Genomic DNA, 19,924 nt, shown 5'->3' on the forward strand with positions numbered 1-19,924 from the left:
GCCTTGTCTGGCCTTCGCGCAGACACTTTTCGTACAGACCCTAGTGGCTCATCTTTCCTGATCCGCTGCCGATACACATTTCGGCGGTACGCATCGCCACTTCCCCACTTCTTTCAATACAGGTCGTGTTGATGCTGCAGTACGGGCAAAAAAGCTTTCTGATCGTCGACGACTTTACCGACTTCCGCACTTCGACCCGCTCGATGCTTCGCGAGCTGGGCGTACGCGACGTGGACACCGCCGACAGTGGCGAACAGGCCCTACGCATGTGTGGGCAGAAGCGCTACGACTTCATCCTTCAGGATTTCCACCTGGGCGATGGCAAGAAGAATGGCCAGCAGGTGCTCGAGGACCTGATTCTCGACAAGCTCATCAGCCATGAATGCGTGTTCATCATGGTCACCGCCGAGAGCAGCCAGTCCATCGTGCTCAGTGCCATCGAGCACGAACCCGACGCCTACCTGACCAAGCCCTTCAACCGCGTAGGCCTGGCCCAGCGTCTGGAGAAGCTGACCCAGCGCAAGACCTTGCTCAAGCCCATCCTCCAGGCCCTGGATCGCAGCCGCCCGGCCGAGGTACTCGCCGCCTGCGCCGAACTGTGCAAGAAAGACCCGCGGTTTGCCCCGTTGTGCCTGCGCTATCGCGCCGATGCCCTGCGTGACCTCAATCGTTTCGACGAGCTGGAGAAGTTCCTCAAGAACATCCTGGCCAGCCGCCCGCAGCCGTGGGCCTACGCGGCGCTCGGCAGCCTGTTGCACAAGCGCGGCCAGAACGCCCAGGCCCAGGGCGTCTACGAGCAGGCGCTCAAGGCCTTCCCGATCATGCCCAACCTGTACGATGGCATGGCCGATGTGCTGGTGGCTCAAGGCGAAACCAAGCGCGCCCAGCACATGCTCGAGGAGGCTGTACGCCTGTCGCCGCTCGCCGTGCGCCGCCAGGCCGCGCTGGGCAAGCTGGCGCTGGACAACGCCGACTTCGAAAGCGCGTCCAAGGCCTATCGCCATGCGGTCAACCAGGGCCAGAGTTCGCGCTACAAGGACGCCGAAAGCAATCTGGGCCTGGTCCAGGCGCTGATGAGCAAGAACACCGGCAACGGTCTTGATGCGCGCACCCGGGTGGAAATCAACACCGTGCTCAGTGAGGTGGCCAAGGAAAACGTCGAGGACCAGGGCCTGCAGGTGCGCGCCCGCTTGATGAAGGCTGCCAGCCTGCAGCAGGCCGGTGACCCGGATACCGCCGCCAAGCTCACCGAGCAGGCGATGCTGCGCCTGGAAAAGATGGATCAGTTCTTCTCCGTCGAGGCGGCACTGACGGTGGCCAAGCAGTTGCAGCAACTCGGTCAGGACGCGGCGGGCACCTCTATCCTCAAGGGCTGCGTGGAAACCTACGGGGACGATCCCAAGGTCATGCAGAGCGTCGCCAAGCTCACCGACGACCCGCTGGTGCTGGGGGCGGTGACCGAAGCCGTGGACCTCAACCGCCAGGGCGTGCGCAGCTACCAGGGAGGCCAGCTCAACGAGGCGCTGGGCATGTTCCGCAAGGCGCTGTCGCTGCAGCCGAAGAACATCAGCATTGCCCTGAACACCGCCCAGGCGCTGCTGCGCATCGGCGGCGAGACGCCACCGCCGGCGTTGATGCAGGAGTGCCGCGACTGCCTCACCAGCGTGGCCGGCATTCCCGCCAGCGACAGCCGCTATGACCGTTACCGTAAACTGCACATCCGGGTCTTTGGCGCATGAACCAGGACAATCAGGGGCTGGATTTTTCCACGGTGATCGCCTCCACCGTGCACGACCTGAAGAACTCCCTCTCGGCGCTGACCCATGCCCACAGCCAATGGCTGGCGCGCCTGCCCGAGGAGCTGCGTGGCGGTACCGAGCAGGGCGTGGTGGAGCACGAACTCAGCCACCTGAACGGCATGCTCGTGCAATTGCTGGGGCTGTACAAGCTGGGTGTCAACCAGTTGCCCATCTGCCCGGACTACCACGAGCTGGACGACTTCATCGAGGCCCAGCTGGCGGCCCAGGAAGACGTGATCAAGCACCGCGACATCCTCGCTACCTGGCGTATCGAGACCGAAAGCCCGTTGGGCTTCTTCGACCGTGAGCTGGTCGCCTCGGTGGTGGCCAACGTTCTCACCAACGCCATCCGCTATGCCGGCCACGCGCTGCTGATCAGCATCGAGGAAGAGGGCGAGCAGCTGGTGATCAGCGTCAACGACGACGGCGCCGGTTATCCACAGCGCATGCTCGAACGCCAGCATGACTACGTGCAGGGCATCGATTCGCAGAGCGGCAGTACCGGATTGGGGCTGTATTTCGCGGCGCGGATTGCCGCGTTGCACGAGCGCAATGGCGTGCGCGGGCGAATCGAGATCGCCAATGGCGGGACGCTGGGGGGCGGGTTGTTCCGGTTGTATCTGCCCTGAAGACGGTAGAAATTGTTGCCTGCATGGGCTCGTTTCCCAAGATACAGTGAGGCATTTCCTTCTCGCGGTAGGTGGTCTTTTTTCTGCGCTGGACGAGTGGCAATGTAGATACTTGGTTTCTACATTTCACTTGCTATAGCCGGGAGGGTTTCTACTATGTATCTACCGTGGGAGATACTTATGCAGATCAAGATTCAGCAGTGGGGAAACAGCGCCGCTATTCGAATTCCCTCCACCGTCCTCAAGCAGATGCGTCTTGAAGTGGGATCAACCCTGAGTCTGGATACGGCTGGCGAGAGCATGGTGCTTAAGCCTGTCAGGTCGAAGCCCAGATACACGCTTGAAGAGCTGATGGCGCAGTGTGATCTGAATGCTCCGGAGCCGGAGGACATGGCTGCTTGGAACACGATGCGTCCGGCCGGGCGTGAAGTGTGAGGCGCGCCAAGTTCGCGAGGGGAGATATCGTCAGGGTTAACCTGGACCCTACCGTTGGTCGAGAGCAGCAAGGTGCGGCACGACCAGCACTGGTCCTTACCCCGAGCACGTTCAACATTTCCGGGCTTGCAGTGATCGCGCCGATATCGCAGGGCGGGGATTTTGCCCGACATGCAGGATTCGCGGTTACGCTTAGCGGCGCCGGTACCCAGACGCAAGGCGTATTGCTCTGTAATCAGATCCGAATCGTTGATCTGGAGGCAAGGCAAGCCAAGCGCATCGAGTCTGTGCCTGAGGAAGTAATCCTGGATGCCTTGGCGCGCGTTCAAACACTATTCGAGTAATGGGCCGTTCTTTCATGGCAAATTCTGCGGTAACCCTCATCCGCGAAACCTTCCCCGTCGGCCCGTTGCAGTGCAACTGCACCTTGATCGGCGATCCGCTCAGCAAGAAGGCCATCGTCGTCGATCCGGGCGGGGACGAGCAGAAGATCCTCGCCCGCCTGCAGCACCATGGCCTGACCCTGGTGAGCATCATCCACACCCATGCCCACTTCGACCATTTCCTCGCCTCGGGCAAGCTCAAGGAGCTGACCGGTGCCACCCTGCACCTGCACAAGGCCGACCAGCCGCTGTGGGAAAACCTGGAAATGCAGTGCCAGATGTTCGGCGTGCCCTATACGCCGGTACCGTCGCCGGACCGCTGGCTGGGCGACGACGAAGAGCTGGCCTGCGGCTGCGGCGTGGCGTTGCACACCCCCGGGCATACGCCAGGCTCGATGAGTTTCTGGTTCGCCGAGCACAAGTTGCTGATCGCCGGCGATACCTTGTTCCGCCGTGGCGTCGGGCGCACCGATTTGTGGGGCGGCGATCAGCGGGCTATCGTTCGTTCCATCAAGGAACGGCTGTACCGCCTGGATGAGGACGCCATCGTGGTGACCGGCCACGGCCCGGACACCCGCCTCGGCGACGAGATGCGCGAGAACCCCTTCGTGCGCGCCTGAGGTTTCATGGAATTTTTCCGCTGCGCTGCAATCCAAGGCTGGCACAGATCCGTAGTCGATCCGCTGCACTTTCGAATTTCAGTAGGAGCTTGTCCATGTTCACCATGCGTCGTCTGATTATCGTCGCTACCGCCGCCGCGCTGATGTCTGGTTGTGCCAGCCCCAACCCGTATGACAGCCAGGGCCAGGCGCAGGGTTCCACAGGGATGAGCAAGACCGCCAAATATGGTGGCCTGGGCGCGCTGGCCGGCGCCATCGCCGGTGCCGCCATCGACCACAACAACCGTGGCAAGGGGGCGTTGATCGGCGCCGCCGCGGTCGGTGCCGCCGCTGCCGGTTACGGCTACTACGCCGACAAGCAGGAAGCCGAACTGCGGGCGCAGATGGCCAATACCGGCGTCGAAGTACAGCGCCAGGGTGACCAGATCAAACTGATCATGCCGGGCAACATCACCTTCGCCACCGACTCGGCGAACATTGCCCCAAGCTTCTACTCACCGTTGAACAACCTGGCCAACTCGTTCAAGCAGTTCAACCAGAACACCATCGAAGTGGTCGGTTTCACCGACAGCACCGGCAGCCGCCAGCACAACATGGACCTGTCGCAGCGCCGCGCCCAGGCGGTCAGCACCTACCTGACCTCCCAGGGCGTGGACGCGTCGCGGGTCAGTGTGCGTGGCATGGGCCCGGACCAGCCGATCGCCAGCAACGCTGACACCAACGGCCGTGCGCAGAACCGTCGGGTCGAGGTCAACCTGAAGCCGATCCCGGGTCAGCAGTATGACCAGCAAGGGACCGTGCAGCAGTACCCATAAGCGCCATTGAAGATGCCGGGGCTACGCGCCAGCCCCGGCAATCGCGCTACGCCGCCGGGCACTGGTTGGTCACGCAGTGGATCCCGCCCCCTCCTGCCGCAATGGCGTCGATGTCCAACTGCACCACCTTGCGCCCCGGATACAGCTTCACCAGCAACGCCCGCGCCTTCTCATCAGCACTGCGATCACCGAACTGCGGGGCGATGACCGCGCCGTTGATCACGAAGTAATTGATATATCCCGCCGCGAAGTCCGGATTGTCCTCACTGAACTTGCTGCGCCGCGGCTTCAATGGCGGCGACATCGTGTGCACCTGCAACGTGCGCCCATCGGCATCGGTGGCGTTGCGCAGGATCTCCAGGTGCTCGAGGGTCACCTCGTGGTCGTAGGAGTCCGGATCGTTGTCCAGGTTCGCCACCACCACGCCGGGCGCCGCGAAGCGCGCATAGAAGTCGACGTGGGCGTCGGTGATGTCCTTGCCCTTGATGCCCGGCAGCCAGATGATCTTGCGCAGCCCCAGGCGCTCTTTCAGCTCCGCCTCGACCTGGGCCTTGCTCCAGCCTGGGTTTCGATTGCCGTTGATCCAGCTGCTCTCGGTCATGATCCCGGTGCCGTGGCCGTCCACCTCGATACCGCCGCCTTCGCCCACCAGCTCGCTGCGCTGGTACTGGGCACCGGCCAATTTGGCGACGCGGGCCGCGAGCTTGGCGTCGTAGCGGTGCTGCTGCTTGCCGCCCCAGCCATTGAAGTTGAAGTCCACGGCGCCCAGCGCGCCGTCGTCGTCGACCACGAAGTTGGCGCCGATGTCACGCATCCAGATGTCGTCCAGTTCGGTCTCGACATAGGTGATGTTGTGGCTGCCGCATTCCTCCTCGGCGATGTCGCGCTCGCTGGCGCGGCAGAACACCGTTACCGGCTGGAAGGCGGCAATGGCGCGGGCGATGCGCCCGAGCGCGGCCTGGACGTCTTCGGTGAAGTCTTCCCAGATGGCGTCCTGGGCGCCGAAGGCGATGTAGGCGCGCTGGTGCTTTTCACCCTCGTCGGGCATGAACCAGCGGCCCGACTCGGCGGCGCGGGCATTGCTGCCGCCGAACGGCAGGCCGAAGCTGGCGGCGGCACCGAGGCCGGCGACGACGCTCATCTGTTGGAGGAAAGTGCGGCGAGTGGGCATGGGGTCAGTCCTGTGCGGTCTTGAAACGGGTCCAGACACGCATGCGCGCGCGCATGTCGGCCTGGGGGATGTCCTTGCCCGGGATCAAGCGGGTGAAGGTGGCATCGCTGAGGTAGATGTCTGGGTTGTCACGCAGGCGCGCGTCCACCTGCGACCGGGCCTTGGCACTGGCAGTGGGGTAGCCGGTGAAGTTGCTGATCGCGGCCATGTTCTCCGGGCGCATGACGAAGTTGATGAAACGATAGGCGTATTCCGGGTGCTTGGCGTCGGCGGGGATGGCCATGGTGTCCATCCACACCGTGGTGCCTTCACGGGGCACGCGGTACTGGAAGTCGATGGCCTTGCCTGCGGCCTCGGCGGTGCGCTGGGCCTGGATCACGTCGCCGCTGTAGCCCAGCGACAGGCAGGTGTTGCCATTGACCAGTTCGGTGACCGGTTGCGACTGCAGCTTGCGCACGTACGGGCGGATGCCCTTGAGCAGCTCGCTGGCGGCGGCCAGGTCCTCGCGTTTGGCGCTGCGCGGTTCGCGGCCCAGGTAGTGGAGCACCACGGCCAGCACTTCGTCGGGCGAGTCGATCATCGAGATGCCGCAGTCGGCGAACTTGGCCGCCAGCTCCGGCTTGAACAGCAGGTCGAGGCTGTCGAGCGGGGCGTCGGGCATGCGCTCGCGGATCTTCTGCGCATCCATGGTCAGGCCGATGGTTCCCCAGGTGTAGGGCACGGTGGCCTGGCTGGCCTTGGGGTAGCGGTCGTGCAATTGGCGCAGGCCGGGCTCGATATCGTCGAGCGCGGTCAGCTGCTTGCGATCCAGTGTCCGCAGGCTGCCGGCGCGCATCAGCCGTTCGGCCACGGTGTCGCCTGGGAAGACCAGGTCGTAGCCGCTGCGCCCGGACATCAGCTTGGCCTCGAGCACCTCGCTGCCGTCCATGACGTCGTAGATCACCGGGATGCCGGTTTCGGCGGTAAAGCGCTTGAGGGTGTCCTCGGCAAAATAGTCGGCCCAGTTGTACAGGCGCAGGGCGTCCTGTTCGGCCTGGGCAACACCGGCGCAGGCCAGCAGGGTGGCGATGGCGAGCAGTTTCGATGGACGGCTTGGCATGGTTCAGGCCCTCGCGGTCTGTGGGGTACGGCCGTCAAGGGTCAGCAGCGGCGCATACATGTCGGGGCGGCGGTCGCGGTAGATGCCCCAGGTCAGGCGATCCTCGCGCATGCGTTCCAGGTTCAGGTCGTGCAGCCAGACGCCGCTGCTGTCGCGGTCGGCCTCTTGCAGCATCGCGCCCTTGTGGTCGCAGATGAACGACGAGCCGTAGAAGCGCATGCTCAGGCTGTCGTCGCTGCGCGCCACTTCATGGCCGACGCGGTTGGCGGCCACCACTGGCAGCAGGTTAGCGGCGGCGTGGCCGCGCATGGCCATCTGCCAATGGTCGCGTGAATCCAGTTCGGCGGCGCCAGGCTCCGAGCCGATGGCAGTGGGGAACAGCAGCACTTCGGCGCCCATCAGTGCCAGGCAGCGGGCGGTCTCGGGGAACCACTGGTCCCAGCAGATGCCGATGCCCAGGCGGCCGAAGGCGGTGTCCCAGACCTTGAAACCGGTGTCGCCGGGGCTGAAGTACTCCTTCTCCTGATAGCCGATGGCGTTGGGGATGTGAGTCTTGCGGTACACCCCCAGCAGGCGCCCGTCGGCATCGGCCACGGTCAGCGAGTTGAAGAAGGCGTTGCCGGCCCGTTCATACCAGCTCAGCGGCAGGACCACGCCCAGCTCCTTGGCCAGCGCGGCGAAGCGCTTGAGCAGCGGGCTGTGGTGATAGTCCTGGGCCAGGGCCTGGTGGCTGTGACACTGCTCGATGCAGAAGTACGGGGTGGCGAACAGCTCCTGCAACAGGATCACCTGGGCACCCTTGGCAGCGGCCTGGCGCACCAGCTGCTCGGCGCGGTCGAGGTTGGCGGCCAGGTCCCAGCTGCAGGCCATCTGCGTGGTGGCGATGCGCAGCGTGCTCATGGGCGCGCTCCCTGCCAGGCCGGCTGCTGCTGGGTGATGCAGTGGATGCCGCCACCGCCGTGGGCGATATGGTCGATGCGCACCGGCACCACTTCGCGGCCGGGGAAGGCCAGGGCCAGTTGCTGCGCCGCGGCCTGGTCGGCGTCGATGCCATAGGCCGGCATGATCACCGCGCCGTTGGCCAGATAAAAGTTGGTGTACGAGGCGCAGAACACTTCGGCTTCGGTGTCCACGGCTGCGGAGGCCTCGAACAGGTCAAGCAGTTCGAACGAACGGCCCTGGGCGTCCGTGGCCAGTTCCAGCGCGCGGCGATTCTCGCGGGCTACCTCGGCGTACACCGAACCCTGATCGTGGGTGGCGTCCACCAGCAGCACGCCGGGGCGGGCGAAGGCGCACACGCCATCGACGTGACCGTCGGTCATGTCCCCGGTGACGTACTGCGGGTCGCCCGGCAGCCAGATGGTCTTGCGGATGCCCAGCAGGCGGGCGAAGCAATCCTCGAAGTCAGCCTTGCTCAGGCCCGGGTTGCGGTTGGGGTTGAGCAGCACCGATTCGGTGGTGATCAGGGTGCCTTCGCCGTCCACATGGATGGCGCCGCCTTCGTTGCACAGCGGAGTGCTCAGGCCTTCCAGGCCTAGGTGGTCGAGGATGCGCCGGGCCAGGCTGCGGTCCTTGCCGTGCTCGGACTTGCCGCCCCAGGCATTGAAACGCCAGCTCAAACCCGCCACGCCGTGTTGCGGGTGGGTCAGGAAGGTCGGGCCGCTGTCGCGGCACCAGCTGTCGTCCACGGCCAACTCGACCAGCTCGATACCGGCGCCGCACAGTTCGCGGGCAATGGCCATGGCCGATGGATCGACCACCATCTTCACCGGCTCGAAGCGGGCGATGGCGGCGGCCACCCGGGCATAGTCGCGCTGCACGTCGGCCAGGGTCACGCCCCAGCCCGACTCCCACAGCGGCTTGTTGTGTGGCCAGATCATCCAGGTGGCGGCGTGGCGGGCCCATTCGGCGGGCATGCGCCAGCCGCTGTCGCGGGACAGGGTCATAGTGAACTCCGATCTATTAGGGATTGTTATCAACGAAGCCCGCCGTCGCGGGTGTTGTCGTCCATGTTATGGCTGGGAATCCGCAGCGACAAACGATAGATTTAGCGTATTTCTGATCAGTCAGGCTTATCAGCATGCTCAAGCATTGGCCCCCGCTCAACGCCCTGCGCGGTTTCGAAGCCGCTGCCCGGCTGGGCAGTTTCCACAAGGCCGCCGAGGCCCTCAACCTCACCCAGTCGGCGATCAGCCAGCAGATCCGCAGCCTGGAGGGCTACCTGGAACAGCCGCTGTTCCACCGCAGCGGGCGCAGCGTCAGCCTGACCGACGCCGGGCACGATCTGCTCAGCACTACGCAGGCCTTGTTGCAGCAACTGGCGGTGGGCATCCGCCGGCTGGAGCAGTACCGCAAGCCCAACCAATTGGTGGTCAACACCACCCCGGCTTTCGCCCGGCACTGGTTGCTGCCGCGTCTGGCGGACTTCCACCAGCGCTGCCCGGAAGTGGACCTGTGGCTGTTCACCAGCTTCGAGGTGCCGGACATGGCCAGTGAGACCATCGACCTGGCGATCCGCGACGATATTGGCGCCCAGGCCGAATGCAGCTTCACCGTGCTGCACCAGGATCAGCTGTATCCGGCGTGCCACCCAGACCTGCCCGAGCAGGGGCGCACCACCCTGCATGGCGAGCGGGAGATGGATTGGAGCCATTGGCAATTGGAGGGCGGGGAGGATGTGGGGCAGCAAGGCAAGGGGCTGAACTTCTCTGACCCAGGGTTGCTGCTGGAGGCGGCGGGTGAGGCCCTGGGGATCGCCCTGGTCAGCCAGTTGCTGGCACGGCGGATGGTCGACCAAGGGCGCCTGCGGCCCTTGTCGCTACAGCGCGTGCGCGGGCCGGTGTGGAGCTGCCTGGTGCATTGGGAAAGCCAGGAGGATCCATTGGCGCGGCAGTTCCTGGGGTGGTTGAAGGCGGCGCTGGCACAGGAGTAGTGGGGGCAGTTGGTGTTTTGCATCGATCCGATCACCCCGTAATATGTGTCGGATATCCCGCGAGGGTAGTCTCACCCTCTAGATCAAACGGCAGCACCCCGAATCCGGGCGCTGCCCCAGCCTAAACCTGACGAGGTACAGACATTGGCCATCATTCATCCCAAGGTTCGCGGTTTCATCTGCACCACGACTCACCCCAAGGGCTGCGAGCTCAACGTCCGTGACCAGATCGAAGCCACCCGCAAACTGGGCGTGCGCGAGGATGGTCCGAAGAAAGTCCTGGTGATCGGTGCCTCCAGCGGCTACGGCCTGGCCGCCCGCATCACCGCGGCGTTTGGCTTCAAGGCCGACACCCTGGGCGTGTTCTTCGAAAAACCGGGCACCGAGACCAAGGCCGGTACCGCCGGCTGGTACAACGCCGCCGCCTTCGACAAGTTCGCCAAGGCCGAAGGCCTGTACAGCAAGTCGATCAACGGTGACGCCTTCTCCGACGAAGCCCGCGCCAAGGTCATTGAGCTGATCAAGAACGAAATGGGCGGCCAGGTCGACCTGGTGATCTACTCCCTGGCTTCGCCGGTGCGCAAGCTGCCGCAGACCGGTGAAGTGATCCGCTCGGCCCTGAAGCCGATCGGCCAGCCGTACAAGTCGACCGCCATCGACACCAACAAGGACACCATCATCGAGGCCAGCATCGAGCCGGCCACCGAGCAGGAAATCGCCGACACCGTCACCGTCATGGGCGGCCAGGACTGGGAACTGTGGATCGACGCCCTGAACGCCGCTGGCGTGCTGGCACCGCAAGCCCGCACCGTGGCCTTCAGCTACATCGGCTCCGACATCACCTGGCCGATCTACTGGGACGGTGCGCTGGGCAAGGCCAAGCAGGACCTGGACGAAACCGCCCAGCGCCTGGGCAAGAAAGTCGGTGGCACTGCCAACGTTGCGGTGCTGAAATCGGTGGTCACCCAGGCCAGCTCGGCGATCCCGGTGATGCCGCTGTATCTGTCGATGGTCTTCAAGATCATGCAGGAGAAGGGTATCCACGAAGGTACCCAGCACCAGCTGGACCGCATGTTCCGTGACCGCATGTACCGTGAGGACGGTGCGCCGGCTGCATTGGACGACCAAGGCCGTCTGCGTCTGGACGACTGGGAACTACGTGATGATGTGCAGGACGCCTGCCGTGCCATGTGGCCGAAGGTGACCACCGAGAACCTGTTCGAGCTGACCGACTACGCCGGTTACAAGAAGCAGTTCCTCAACCTGTTCGGCTTCGAGCGCGCTGACGTCAACTACGACGAAGACGTGGCCACCGACGTACGGTTCGACTGCGTCGAGCTGTAAGCAAGTCCTTGACCGCGCAGCCGTTGATGGTGGCTGCGCGGTTCCCGCCGACGACTTGTTAATATTCTGAAACAAATCCCTCGCTGGCCCTTTGCCATGGCCACCCTCCGCCTGATCTATACCCCAGCTATTGGCCTGGCAATTTCGCTGGCGCCGAGGAGGGAGCAATGGGCGTACTGCAAAAACTACAAGAACGCATCCGCCAGAAGGGCCTCAAGCGCACCTTCAAGACTTTTTTCGAACGCTACGTGTTTTTCCATTGGGAACTGCTGTGGATGGAGCGCGACCTGATCAGTCCGGTACCGCCGCACAGCCTCAAAGCGCATGCACCGGTCACCCTGGTGCAGATCACCACGGCCAATGCCGATGCCTTCGCCCGGCATTTCGGCGACCGTGTCGAGACCATGCGCGAGCTGGCCGCCGAGGGCCATACCGGGCACATGTACCTGGATGAGCAGGGCGATGCCGTGGCCTTCATCTGGGCCAGCGTGGTCGACTATCACGACAAGCACTACTACGGTTGCACCTTCCCGGTGAAACCCGGCGAATTCTTCGAGTTCGGCGGCGAGATGACCCGGCCGTACTTCGGCAGCGAGCTGTCGGTGACGGCCCAGGTCGAGCTGTGGAACGCCATGCGTGAGAAGGGCTGCCACAAGGTGGTGGACGTGGTGGAGACCCACAACGTGCCAGCCATGAAACTGCACCTGCGCATGGGCTACCACGAGCAGGGCCGGGTGATGCATGTGTACGGCCTGTTCGGTCGCTGGAAGCTGTTCCGCGAAACCCGCTACCACGGTTCGCGCCTGGCGGTGCTGCGCAAGCCGGGCGTGGCGCGGGCACTGCCGACCACCTGAGGGCACAGGGACCTGTAGGAGCGGCTTCAGCCGCGATGAAGCCAACGTGGTGTATGGCACCAGCTTCGCTGGTGATCGCGGCTGAAGCCGCTCCTACAAGGAACTTGAGCTGTTCGGGCATTTTTTTGCTAGCGTTGGCGCACGACAACAGCCCGTCCGCCAGCATGGCGCGACGCCGCAGGGAGCGCGCCATGAGCAGCCTTACCCAACCCGCCTGTGCCTTTCGTCATGTCGCCGCCGACGGCTATGGCCTCGGCGGATTTCGCTGGCGCCACGCCGAACCCGACCCCCTGCGTCCACTGGTGATCATCAACGCCGCCACCTCGGTGCGTTGTCGCTACTACTCGCGTTTCGCCGACTACCTGTTCGCCCAGGGCTTTGACGTGCTCACCTACGATTATCGCGGCATCGGCGAGTCGCGCCCGGCCACGCTGCGCGGTTTCCAGGCGTCCTGGAGCGACTGGGGCCGGCTGGACTTCGAAGCGATGTTGCAACTGGCCGCCGCCGAGCATCCGGGCCAGCCGATACATGTGGTCGGCCACAGTTTCGGCGGCTGGGCGCTCGGGCTGGCGCCGTCGGCGGGGCAGGTGCGCCATGCGCTGCTGGTGGGCGCGCAGTTCGCCTACTGGCGCGACTATGCGCCGGAGCAGCGTTGGCAGCTGTTCGGCAAATGGCACGTGGTGATGCCACTGTTGACCCGGATGTTCGGCTACTTTCCCGGCAAGCGCCTGGGCTGGCTGGAAGACACCCCGGCCGGCGTGGTGCGCGATTGGGTTGCCCGTACACCGCGTTACGAGCAGCGCCCCAGTGGTCGTTTACTGTCGGCGACGCCATTTGCCCAGGTACAGGCGGCGACCCTGGCCATCAGCCTGACTGACGATCCATTTGGCACGGTGGCGGCCACTGAGCGATTGTTGGGGTACCTGCAAACGGGCGAGCGGCGGCATCTGCGGGTGGCGCCTGTGGATATCTCGGTCGGGGAGATCGGGCACTTCGCGTTTTTTCACGATCGGTTTCGTGAAAGTCTGTGGCCGATTGCGCTGGAGTGGTTGCACAAGGGGCGTCTTGAGGCTGGAACACCAGGCCAGCTCATCAGTTGATGTCCGGGGCCCGCAAAGGCCTGTGGGACTTGGGGCCGCACAGCGGCCCCATCTGCTATCAGGCCAGGCGTGCAAGTGGCTGGGCGGTGAACCTCACCCCGGCCAGCCCATGCTTGATCAGCGCCCGGATATTGCCATGGTCGCTGCCCTCGGGCGTGGCGACCACGCTACGGTAGTGCTCACCGAAGGCCAGCAGCGCCTCCTGGTCGCTCAACCCTTCGAGCAGCGCCAGGCCCAGGGTTTTGCACGAGCCTTCGTTCTGCCCGGCGGCGTTGTGCACGTCGCCATTGTCGAAGGCCTGGGGCTGAAAGCTGTAGTTCGCGGCGATAAAAGCCAGGGTGTCGGCAAAAACGTGTTCGCCGCTGGCGAGGCTGCTGCGCAGGGTATTCAGGTCAGTCACGCGGTTTTCCTTGTTCGAACGCCGCTTTCTGCTCGGCGCTGGCTTCGTTCTGGTATTGGGCTTTCCATTCGGCATAGGGCATGCCGTACACCTGCTCGCGGGCATCGTCCAGGCTCAGCTCGATCTGGCGATCGTCGGCGGCGGCCTTGAGCCACTTGGACAGGCAGTTGCGGCAGAAGCCGGAGAGGTTCATCAGGTCGATGTTCTGCACGTCGGTACGTTTTTGCAGGTGGTCGACCAGGCGCCGGAACGCGGCGGCTTCTAGTTCGAGCTGTTGTTGCGGGGTCATGGGCAGTCTCTTCAGGTCATGCGGTTCTTCAGATGGCGGCCACCGTTGATGACCACCTGGCTGCCGGTGCTGTACTGGCTTTGCAGCAGGAACAGCACGGCGTCGATCAGCGGACGGGCGCCGGGTTCGAATTCGAGCAGGGCCTTTTTCAGGGTCTGCTCGCGGTACTGCTCGTCGCCGCCTTCCTTGAGGATCAGCAGGCCCGGCAGGATACCGTTGACGCGCACCTTGGGCGCGTACTTTTCGGCGAACGACAGGACCATGTTCTGCAGCGCGGCCTTGGTCGCGGCATAGCCGATGTGGCTCTTGCTGCCGCGCGAGGAAGTCTCGTCGCAGATGTGGATGATGTCGGCCTTGTCCACCTTGTTCAGCAGCTCGCCGAGGCCGAGGTTGAGGTGGTAGGGCGCCTCGACGTGCAGGCGGAACATGGTGTCGAGGTTGTCCAGGCCGTCGTCGAGCCACAGCGAGGCGTTATGGATGATCGCACGCAGGCCGTCGTACTCACGTTGCAGGTACTCGATCAGGGCCTGGCGGTCTTCGCTGCGGGTCAGGTCGGCCTGGAACTGCCGGATGTTCGGGTGGGCAGCCTGCCCCTGCAAGGTACGGCTGGCGCTGACCACCGTATGGCCGGCCTGGGCCAGCTCGAGGGCCAGGGCCAGGCCGACGCGCTGGCTGGCGCCGGTGATGAGGATTGGGCTGTTCATGTTCGGGCGGTCTGTTCGTCTGTCCGTGCGTGATGCCCCAGCATACCCGAACTGCGCGGCCTTGCGAGCCCGTGCCTCAGCGGCTGCGCAGCCCCTGGGAGCGCTCGGTGGCAGCGCGTGGCGTGGCGTTGAGCCAGCCGGCCAGCAGCCGGGTGGACAGCGGGATGAACAGGTACACCATCAATGGCGTCAGGGCCAGGGTACTGAGCAGCACTCGAGGCAGCAGGTCGAGTGGCGCCAGCCAATGGCCGAACAGCAGGTTGAACAGCAGTGAAACCGGAAAGAACGCCAGCCAGATGGCCGTTGCCTGCTTCCAGCGCGGTGGTTTTTGCACTGTATTGGTGCCGAACCAGTCGTCGATGCCGCTCACGCGCCTCTCTTTGGGGCGCTCGAACAGGCCGTTGCCGCGCTCCAGCCAGGCCCTGCGCGAAGCGGAATGCTCCCAGGCGTGCATGGCCTGTTCGCTGGCGAAGCGGAAGATGATCTGGAATTCGTCGCCCTCGCTCGGCGGGGCGAGGATGCCCGAGCCCAGGTAGCCGGGAAAGTCGGTGGCCAACTGCTCGCCTTCGTGCAGCCAGGCCAGCAGGTCCTGGTAACGGCCGCAGGCGGCGCGGCGCGACACCATCAAGGTGACGGGTGGGGTAGACATCGTGTATCTCCTGGCGACGGGGCTGGCGGGTAGCCGGCCCCTGGCTTGCGGCCCGGGGTGATGGGCGGCGCAGGCGGGCTTGCAAGAATCGGGCACGGATTATCGCCGATCAATCATGACCGGTCAGTTTCAATGGCTGGACGGTCGTCAGAAGGTGCTGGGGGCCTGGGCGTGCAGCTCGGGGTGGGCCTTGCGGTGGGCCTGGAGGATGTACTCGCGCAGGCGCTCGACCTCTTCGGCCGGCGTGTGGGTCAGGTCGTAGGCGGCGAGGCGCGGGCCGATGCGCCGGCGCAGCGCGCCGTGCAGGCCGATCGGCGGGATGTCCTCGGCGGCGAAGCGCAGGTTGAATTGCGCAGGGGCTTCAGCCCCACCGCGTACTTCCAGCAGCACACCTTTGAAGGAAATGTCGCGTACCCACAGGTCGCTGGCCTGACCGTGATCGTCCAGCAACGCGGTCGGCTGCTGCAGCGAAAGGCGCCAGGGCCGCAGCATGGGGCCGTCCTCGTAGATGTCCGGCGAGCCCAGTTGCAGGTGCAGGGCGTGGAATTCATCCTCGACCAGTTGCAGGGGGAAGCTCAGCTGCTGGTTGTTGAAGCTGGCCTGCAGCGTCACCTGCTCGTTGGCCACCAGGCGGGTGAGCAGGTCCTTGAGACGACGGTCGCCATTGACCAGCAGGCTCGACATGGGGTCGGCCAGGTTCAGTTGGGGCGAATGCTGCATGTCCTGGATGAAATCCAGTTCGTCCTGGGAGAGTAGGGCGTCTGCTTGCATGGTCTGACTCGAAGGGGCGATCGGTAACGGCGATTTCTTCACGGCGGTGGACAGTGGTCAATCCGCTTCGTTCCGGTCATTCGTCGGATAATCCTGAAGCCTGTGACTTTAGCCGGAGGCGGCCTTTTGCCACTGTCGAGTGCTAGTATCCTACGTTTTCACTCAGTTTCGGAATCCTCACCCGATGAAAGTCGCCATTATTTCCGGTTCGGTGTACGGCACCGCCGACGAAGTCGCCCGCCACGCCGAGTCGCTGCTCAAGGCCGCCGGCCTTGAAGCCTGGCACGCGGCACGCGCCACCCTGCAGGACATCGAGGGCTTTGGCCCCGATGCGTTGCTGGCGGTGACCTCGACCACCGGCATGGGCGAGCTGCCCGACAGCCTGATGCCGCTGTACAGCACGATCCGCGACGTGCTGCCGGCGGCCTGGCGCGGCTTGCCGGGGGCGGTGATCGGCCTCGGCGATTCCAGCTACGGCGACACCTACTGCGGCGGTGGCGAGCAGATGCGCGAGTTGTTTGCCGAGCTGGGGGTGAACGAAGTGCTGCCGATGCTGCGACTCGATGCCAGTGAGACCGTGACACCGGAGACCGATGCCGAGCCGTGGCTGGCGGAGTTTGCGGCTGTCCTTAAAGGCTGATGTTACCTGGACCGGCTCTATCGCGGGGCAAGCTCGCTCCCACGAGCATCATGCAGCCATCGTGGGCGGGCTTGCCCCGCGATAGGGCCGGTCGCCTCAATGCATGGCTGAGTGCTCACGCAACAACGCCAGCCACGCCTGTGCCGCCCGTGACAGATACGCCCCGCGCCGCCAGATGAAAGCTATATCCCACCTCAGGTACTCCGGCGCCCGCAACGGCAAGCGCACCACCCCGGGCCGTTCCAGTGCCCGTGCGACGATCGCCGGCAGCAACACCACGCCTTGCCCGGCCGCCACCAGCGCGGCAAGGAAGTCTGCCTGGCCGCTGCGTCCACCTTCCCTGGGCGTGAAGCCTTCCTGCTGGCAGGCGCTGAGCAATCGATCGTTGAGCACGAAACTGCGTTGGTACAGCAGAAACGGCGTGTCGGCCAGCTGTGCCAGGGCGACGTCGACCTGCCCGGCCAGCGGGTGGCCGGCGGGCAGCAAGGCTTCCAGTGGTTCATTGCAGAACGGCTGGTAATCGAACGCCGGATCGTTCGGCGTCAGGCTGCCGCCCAACTCCAACTCGCCACTCTTGACGGCTTGTTCGACCATACGGCTGCCACCTTCGAGCAGCTGGATCGAGATATTCGGATGGCGTCGCCGGTACTCGGCGAACAACCCGGCGAACAGTGCATCGCTGCCCAACAGCGGCAGGCCCAGGCGCAATTCGCCGCGGGCCATCTGGCTGAGGTCGTCCAGTTCGCTCAGCAGTTCCTGGCGCTGGCGCAGCAGCGCCTCGCCACGCTCCAGAACGATGCGCCCGGCGGCAGTCAGCAGCAACTGTGAGCCCTGGCGTTCCAGCAGCGGCTGGCCGATGTCCTGCTCCAGTTGGGCGACCTGCTTGCTCACCGCCGATTGGCTGATGTGCAAGGTGGCCGCCGCCTGGGTGAAGCCGCCCTTGTGGACGACTTCGATGAAACTGCGCAGCTGTTTGAATTCCATGTATGCCGGATTCCGTTTTGGAATGGCTGCCAGTCTAACAATTCGCTTCTGGCCTAGGGGGTCGACTTTTACAATGGGCCCGTTGTCGAGGAACCCCCGCCCATGAATCCTGCATTATTGAAAAAGACCTTGCGCCTGCTCGTCGAGCTGACGGTGTTGCTGGCGCTGTTCCTGATCGGTGGCCAGCTGGCCACCTGGCTCGGCTGGCCGATTCCCGGTGGCGTAATGGGCCTGGCGCTACTGCTGGCACTGTTCGCCACCGGCCTGCTCAAACCCGCCACGCTGCAATTGGGTGCCGGCTGGCTGATGGCAGAGATGCTGCTGTTCTTCATTCCGGCGCTGATGAGCCTGCTGGACTACGGCAGCCTGCTGCGCAGCGAGGGCTGGCGCATCTTGCTGGTGATCGCGCTGAGCACCCTGTTGGTGATGGTGGTCACCGCGGTCACCGTCGAGCTGGTGTGCCGTTGGAGGTTGCGCCATGAGCCTTGAACCCATGCCGCTGTTCTGGCTGGCCCTGACCCTGGGCGCCTACCTGGGCAGCCGCTGGCTGTACCGGCGCAGCGGACGCTACCTGCTGTCGCCGCTGATCCTGGTGCCGGCCTTGCTGCTGGCGGTGGCCGTGCCGCTGCATACCGCCTACGCCGAGTACGCCCGCAACACGCATTGGCTGATGGGCGTGCTGGGCCCGGTCACCGTCGCCTTCGCGGTGCCGATCTGGCAGCAGCGGGCACTGCTGGCACGGCACTGGCCGGCGCTGCTGGTCGGCATGCTCGCCGGCAGCGTGGCTTCTATCGGCAGCTCCTGGGCGCTGGCGCACCTGCTCGCGCTGGACGACGCGGTCAGCCTGTCGTTGCTGCCGCGCTCGATCACCACGCCGTTCGCCATGCCCGTGGCCCAAGACCTGGGCGGCGTGCCGGAGCTGACGGCGGTGTTCGTGATGTTTACCGGGGTGCTCGGGGCGATGTTCGGCGGCATTCTCCTGCGTTGGCTGCCCTTGCGCACACCCCTGGCACGGGGCGCTCTGTTCGGTGTCGGTGCCCATGGCGCGGGGGTCAGCCGCGCCCAGGAAGTCGGGCGCGAGGAGGGCTCGGTGGCCGGCCTGGTCATGGTTCTGACCGGGCTGCTCAACCTGTTGGCCGCGCCGTTGCTGGTGATGCTGGTCTGACCGTTCGTGCCACTGACTCGCACGGTCATCAGGCTGGCTGCCAAGGCGACTTATCACCTTCGTATAGGCCTCTAGACTGAGCCTCGACATAGAGAGCACATGTATGTGCCGAGGTGACATGCAATGAACGCAGCCTTGCCCTCTTCCGACACTTATCCACCGGGACGACCGTGATGCCACTGGCCGAAATTCCATTGTGCGTCTGGCGCACCCGGAGCCAGGGTTTCACTTTCCGGGGCCAGAGCATCCGCTACTGGACGGCAGGGCAAGGAGAGCCCCTGCTATTGCTTCACGGTTTCCCCACGGCCAGCTGGGATTGGCACTACCTGTGGGCACCCCTTACCCAGCGTTTTCGCGTGGTGGCCTGCGACATGCTTGGCTTCGGCGATTCGGCCAAGCCTGCGGACCACGACTACAGCCTGCTCGAACAGGCCGACCTGCAGCAGGCCTTGCTGGCGCACCTGCATATCGACCAGCCGGTGCACCTGCTGGCCCACGACTACGGCGGCAGCGTTGCCCAGGAGCTGCTGGCCCGGCACCACGAACAGCGGCTCGAGGTGGCCAGTTGCGTATTCCTCAACAGCGGGCTGTTCCCCGAGAGCTGCCGGGTGCTGCTGGTGCAGAAGCTGCTGCTCAGCCGCCTGGGCTGGCTGGTCGGGCGCTCGTTCGGGCGCGACGACCTGGTGCGCAACGTCACCCAGGTCTATGGCCCGTGCACCCATCCCAGCGAGAGCGCCCTGGATGACTACTGGAGCCTGATCGCCTCCAACCGTGGCCCCCGGATCCTGCATAAACTGGTCAGCTTCCTGCCGGAGCGCCGGGCCCAGCGCGAGCGCTGGGTCGCCGCGCTGCAACGCCCGGGCGTGCCGCTGCGCTTCATCAATGGTGCGGTCGATCCGTTGTCCGGAGCGCACATGGTCGAGCGCTACCGGGAAATCGTCCCGGACCCCGACACCGTGGTGCTGCAGGGCATCGGCCATTACCCGCACACCGAGGCGCCGGTACAGGTGCTGCGCCACTACCTGGCCTTTCGTGAACAACCGATGAGCTATGTACCGATGAAGGTCGCCTGGTCCTGACCGGGCGATCATCGCCGGGCGTTATCAAGCGGCATTCGCCACGGTGCGCTTGATTGCCCGGC

At 64.8% G+C, this 19,924-nt stretch carries 24 protein-coding genes; 14 read left to right on the forward strand and 10 right to left on the reverse strand.

The features are described 5' to 3' along the window. The first annotated feature begins 131 nt into the window (after positions 1-131). The 6 genes from ABZO33_RS09255 (at position 132) to ABZO33_RS09280 (ending at position 4,681) form a co-directional block, all read left to right on the forward strand. On the forward strand, positions 132-1,739 hold the full coding sequence (locus ABZO33_RS09255; protein ID WP_414535807.1) for a response regulator: 1,608 nt from the start codon (positions 132-134) through the stop codon (positions 1,737-1,739). Then, positions 1,736-2,428, forward strand: a complete 693-nt coding sequence (locus ABZO33_RS09260) for a sensor histidine kinase (protein ID WP_023631285.1) — start codon at positions 1,736-1,738, stop codon at positions 2,426-2,428. The genes ABZO33_RS09255 and ABZO33_RS09260 overlap by 4 nt, the downstream gene beginning before the upstream one ends. Before the next feature lie 156 nt (positions 2,429-2,584). Beyond that, positions 2,585-2,863, forward strand: coding sequence for an AbrB/MazE/SpoVT family DNA-binding domain-containing protein (locus tag ABZO33_RS09265; RefSeq protein ID WP_414535808.1), 279 nt, complete (start codon positions 2,585-2,587; stop codon positions 2,861-2,863). Further along, positions 2,860-3,207: a type II toxin-antitoxin system ChpB family toxin gene (locus ABZO33_RS09270; protein WP_414535809.1), complete on the forward strand. Its 348-nt coding sequence runs from the start codon at positions 2,860-2,862 to the stop codon at positions 3,205-3,207. The genes ABZO33_RS09265 and ABZO33_RS09270 overlap by 4 nt, the downstream gene beginning before the upstream one ends. Positions 3,208-3,221: 14 nt before the next feature. Then, positions 3,222-3,866: an MBL fold metallo-hydrolase gene (locus ABZO33_RS09275; protein WP_414535810.1), complete on the forward strand. Its 645-nt coding sequence runs from the start codon at positions 3,222-3,224 to the stop codon at positions 3,864-3,866. A gap of 95 nt (positions 3,867-3,961) precedes the next feature. Next, positions 3,962-4,681 carry an OmpA family protein gene (locus ABZO33_RS09280; protein WP_414535811.1) on the forward strand — a complete coding sequence of 240 codons (720 nt, stop codon included), beginning with the start codon at positions 3,962-3,964 and terminating at the stop codon, positions 4,679-4,681. A gap of 46 nt (positions 4,682-4,727) precedes the next feature. On the opposite strand, the gene ABZO33_RS09285 is transcribed toward ABZO33_RS09280, so the two are convergent. The 4 genes from ABZO33_RS09285 to ABZO33_RS09300 are packed head-to-tail and all read right to left on the reverse strand — an operon-like array spanning position 4,728 to position 8,897. Then, a complete protein-coding gene (locus ABZO33_RS09285; RefSeq protein WP_414535812.1) occupies positions 4,728-5,852 on the reverse strand; it encodes an agmatine deiminase family protein in 1,125 nt (374 codons plus the stop codon). Positions 5,853-5,856: 4 nt separating this feature from the next. Continuing rightward, complete coding sequence (locus ABZO33_RS09290; protein WP_414535813.1) at positions 5,857-6,951, reverse strand: extracellular solute-binding protein; 1,095 nt, start codon at positions 6,949-6,951, stop codon at positions 5,857-5,859. Between the two features lie 3 nt (positions 6,952-6,954). Then, complete coding sequence (gene aguB / locus ABZO33_RS09295; RefSeq protein WP_414535814.1) at positions 6,955-7,851, reverse strand: N-carbamoylputrescine amidase; 897 nt, start codon at positions 7,849-7,851, stop codon at positions 6,955-6,957. Beyond that, a complete protein-coding gene (locus ABZO33_RS09300; RefSeq protein ID WP_414535815.1) occupies positions 7,848-8,897 on the reverse strand; it encodes an agmatine deiminase family protein in 1,050 nt (349 codons plus the stop codon). Before ABZO33_RS09300 ends, aguB begins: the two co-directional genes overlap by 4 nt. Positions 8,898-9,031: 134 nt before the next feature. Here ABZO33_RS09300 and ABZO33_RS09305 point away from each other — a divergent pair, with 134 nt between their 5' ends. The 4 genes from ABZO33_RS09305 to ABZO33_RS09320 all read left to right on the forward strand — a co-directional run bounded on the left by ABZO33_RS09305 (position 9,032) and on the right by ABZO33_RS09320 (position 13,181). Further along, positions 9,032-9,883, forward strand: a complete 852-nt coding sequence (locus tag ABZO33_RS09305) for a LysR family transcriptional regulator (RefSeq protein WP_414535816.1) — start codon at positions 9,032-9,034, stop codon at positions 9,881-9,883. 144 nt (positions 9,884-10,027) lie between these two features. Continuing rightward, positions 10,028-11,227: an enoyl-ACP reductase FabV gene (gene fabV, locus ABZO33_RS09310; protein ID WP_414535817.1), complete on the forward strand. Its 1,200-nt coding sequence runs from the start codon at positions 10,028-10,030 to the stop codon at positions 11,225-11,227. Between the two features lie 167 nt (positions 11,228-11,394). After that, positions 11,395-12,081 carry an N-acetyltransferase family protein gene (locus ABZO33_RS09315; RefSeq protein ID WP_414535818.1) on the forward strand — a complete coding sequence of 229 codons (687 nt, stop codon included), beginning with the start codon at positions 11,395-11,397 and terminating at the stop codon, positions 12,079-12,081. A 191-nt stretch (positions 12,082-12,272) separates the two neighbouring features. Beyond that, positions 12,273-13,181, forward strand: coding sequence for an alpha/beta fold hydrolase (locus tag ABZO33_RS09320; RefSeq protein ID WP_414535819.1), 909 nt, complete (start codon positions 12,273-12,275; stop codon positions 13,179-13,181). A gap of 58 nt (positions 13,182-13,239) precedes the next feature. On the opposite strand, the gene ABZO33_RS09325 is transcribed toward ABZO33_RS09320, so the two are convergent. From ABZO33_RS09325 to ABZO33_RS09345, 5 genes are all read right to left on the reverse strand, one after another. After that, the gene (locus tag ABZO33_RS09325; protein ID WP_414535820.1) at positions 13,240-13,581 is read right to left on the reverse strand and encodes a HopJ type III effector protein; all 342 of its coding nucleotides are present in this window, start codon (positions 13,579-13,581) and stop codon (positions 13,240-13,242) included. Continuing rightward, positions 13,574-13,870 (reverse strand): DUF1244 domain-containing protein, encoded by a 297-nt coding sequence (locus ABZO33_RS09330; RefSeq protein WP_102682537.1) that lies wholly within the window; start codon positions 13,868-13,870, stop codon positions 13,574-13,576. Before ABZO33_RS09330 ends, ABZO33_RS09325 begins: the two co-directional genes overlap by 8 nt. A gap of 11 nt (positions 13,871-13,881) precedes the next feature. Further along, positions 13,882-14,574 carry a dihydromonapterin reductase gene (gene folM, locus ABZO33_RS09335; RefSeq protein WP_414535821.1) on the reverse strand — a complete coding sequence of 231 codons (693 nt, stop codon included), beginning with the start codon at positions 14,572-14,574 and terminating at the stop codon, positions 13,882-13,884. A 76-nt stretch (positions 14,575-14,650) separates the two neighbouring features. Continuing rightward, complete coding sequence (locus tag ABZO33_RS09340; RefSeq protein WP_414535822.1) at positions 14,651-15,223, reverse strand: antibiotic biosynthesis monooxygenase; 573 nt, start codon at positions 15,221-15,223, stop codon at positions 14,651-14,653. Positions 15,224-15,370: 147 nt separating this feature from the next. Continuing rightward, a complete protein-coding gene (locus ABZO33_RS09345) occupies positions 15,371-15,994 on the reverse strand; it encodes a hypothetical protein (protein WP_414535823.1) in 624 nt (207 codons plus the stop codon). Positions 15,995-16,178: 184 nt separating this feature from the next. Here ABZO33_RS09345 and ABZO33_RS09350 point away from each other — a divergent pair, with 184 nt between their 5' ends. Beyond that, on the forward strand, positions 16,179-16,634 hold the full coding sequence (locus ABZO33_RS09350; RefSeq protein WP_401106546.1) for a flavodoxin: 456 nt from the start codon (positions 16,179-16,181) through the stop codon (positions 16,632-16,634). 96 nt (positions 16,635-16,730) lie between these two features. Here the strand turns inward: ABZO33_RS09350 and ABZO33_RS09355 are convergent, their stop codons facing one another. Then, positions 16,731-17,618: a LysR substrate-binding domain-containing protein gene (locus ABZO33_RS09355; RefSeq protein ID WP_414535824.1), complete on the reverse strand. Its 888-nt coding sequence runs from the start codon at positions 17,616-17,618 to the stop codon at positions 16,731-16,733. A gap of 102 nt (positions 17,619-17,720) precedes the next feature. Between ABZO33_RS09355 and ABZO33_RS09360 the strand changes: the two genes are divergently transcribed. From ABZO33_RS09360 to ABZO33_RS09370, 3 genes are all read left to right on the forward strand, one after another. Next, positions 17,721-18,107, forward strand: coding sequence for a CidA/LrgA family protein (locus ABZO33_RS09360; protein ID WP_414535825.1), 387 nt, complete (start codon positions 17,721-17,723; stop codon positions 18,105-18,107). Then, a complete protein-coding gene (locus tag ABZO33_RS09365) occupies positions 18,097-18,783 on the forward strand; it encodes an LrgB family protein (RefSeq protein ID WP_046857092.1) in 687 nt (228 codons plus the stop codon). Before ABZO33_RS09360 ends, ABZO33_RS09365 begins: the two co-directional genes overlap by 11 nt. Positions 18,784-18,956: 173 nt before the next feature. Continuing rightward, positions 18,957-19,862, forward strand: a complete 906-nt coding sequence (locus ABZO33_RS09370; protein ID WP_414535826.1) for an alpha/beta fold hydrolase — start codon at positions 18,957-18,959, stop codon at positions 19,860-19,862. Positions 19,863-19,924: the final 62 nt, after the last annotated feature.

This window comes from Pseudomonas sp. CAM1A, from assembly GCF_047501685.1.
GTDB lineage: Bacteria > Pseudomonadota > Gammaproteobacteria > Pseudomonadales > Pseudomonadaceae > Aquipseudomonas.